Raw genomic sequence first — 1584 nt, 5'->3', positions numbered from 1 at the left:
CCTGCTCGAGGACGGCACCGAATTGTTGTACAGACCGGCGATGCCACGCAGCTTGTCGAGTTTTTGCTTGAAGCCGGCCTCCTCGTTCCCCTTCCATGCGTCCGACAGCGTATCGGCCAGGGTGAACGCCACCTCGCCGCGGCCGGCTTGCAGCAGGTTGAGGTTTTCCGCCGACGCGCGCGTGACTTGGGCCGTGCTGCGCGCGTTCGGAATATCCTTGAGGTAGATTTGTGACAGCGCGACGCCGACCGGGTAGTAGACGCCGCTTTGGCCACCGGTGAGCACGTTGATGAACTGGGTGGACTGGCGCAGGCGGCACAGGCGATGAAGACGGCCCCCAGGCCGAGGGCAGTGGCGATCTGACGCAACAAGCGCCTGACGTGTCTCCTGGTTTCCGTGGTGTGGCGTACCCGACGAGGCCGAAACCCTGCAGCGCTGGTTCCTGACGTGTCTCCTGGTTTCCGTGGTGTGGCATACCGCCCCAGACCAGGCCGTGGACTGTTTGGAGGGGCGGGCAACGATGCTGCAACGATCGTACCGTGTGCATCGGGGACTCCCCGTCAGGGGAAACCCGGTCGTGGCGCCCTCGTGACAGGCAGCGCAGCGTGGCCACGTACCGCCGGTTCCGGCGCTTCAGGGTTGGCCGGAGCCGGATGGCGGGGAGGTCCGTGCGGCCTGCACGGCCAAGCCGAGGTCGATCACCGCCATCGCGTAGTAGCTACTTTGGTTGTAGCGGGTGATGGCATAAAAGTTGGGCGTGCCCAGCACATAGGTGGGCGCCCTGCCGCCTGCGGCCGGGTCGCCGTTTTGCAGCTCGACAAGGGCCAGGAGACCCTCGTATCCGTCCGCAACGGCGGCGGGCGTGGCGCCGTGGGCACGCACCGCCTCCAGCGTGAAGGTGGGACGGATGTCGGGCGCCAGCAGTAGCGCGCGCTGCGCCGGGTCGGTCGGGGGCTGTACGTCGAAGCGCACCGGCAGCTCCGGTTGCCAGCCGTGCGCGCGCAAAAAGGCGGCCACCGAGCCAATGGCATCGGCCGCGCTGGCGCTCAGGTCGATGCGGCCGTCGCCGTCGAAATCGACCGCGTGCGCCAGCCAGCTGCTGGGCATGAATTGCGGCAGGCCCAGCGCTCCGGCGTAGCTGCTGCGCCACTGGTCCGGAGGGATGCCGCTGATGCGCGCCAGCTTCAGGAAGGCCCGTAGTTCCTGGGTGAAATACGCCTGGCGCGCGTCGGCGCGCGGATGTTGCGCCGGAAAGTCCAGTGCCAGCGTGGCCAGCACGTCCAGTGTGCGGTGTTGGCCGAGATGCTGTCCGTACAGGGTTTCGACGCCGATGATGCCCACGATCAGCCAGGCCGGCACGCCGTAGCGGGCCTGCGCGCGCTCCAACGTTTCGGCGTGCCTGTGCCAGAACCGCACGCCGGCGGCGATGCGGCGCGGCTCCACGAAGCGGGCGCGGTAGGCGGCCCAGTTCTTGTAGGCCTGCGGGCGCGGCGGCAAGATGAGACGGCGCGCGGCTTCGTCCCGCCGGGCCAGGGCCAGCCAGCGCGCGGCCCAGCCGTCATCCCAGCCTTCGGCGCTGTCTAG

The 1584-nt window shown here is 68.7% G+C and carries 2 protein-coding genes; both read right to left on the bottom strand.

The window, feature by feature from the left end; translation table 11 throughout:
- Positions 1-285: TAXI family TRAP transporter solute-binding subunit (locus V7Z54_RS00355; protein ID WP_334133516.1), on the bottom strand; the 285-nt coding region annotated here is incomplete at its 3' end.
- A 348-nt stretch (positions 286-633) separates the two neighbouring features.
- On the bottom strand, positions 634-1584 hold a 951-nt coding region (mltB, locus tag V7Z54_RS00350), incomplete at its 5' end, for a lytic murein transglycosylase B (RefSeq protein ID WP_334133515.1).

This window comes from Tepidimonas sp. (assembly GCF_036824975.1).
Classification (GTDB): domain Bacteria; phylum Pseudomonadota; class Gammaproteobacteria; order Burkholderiales; family Burkholderiaceae_C; genus Tepidimonas.
Note: the sequence above shows the minus strand (reverse complement) of the source record. Positions and strands in the feature narration are given on the sequence as shown.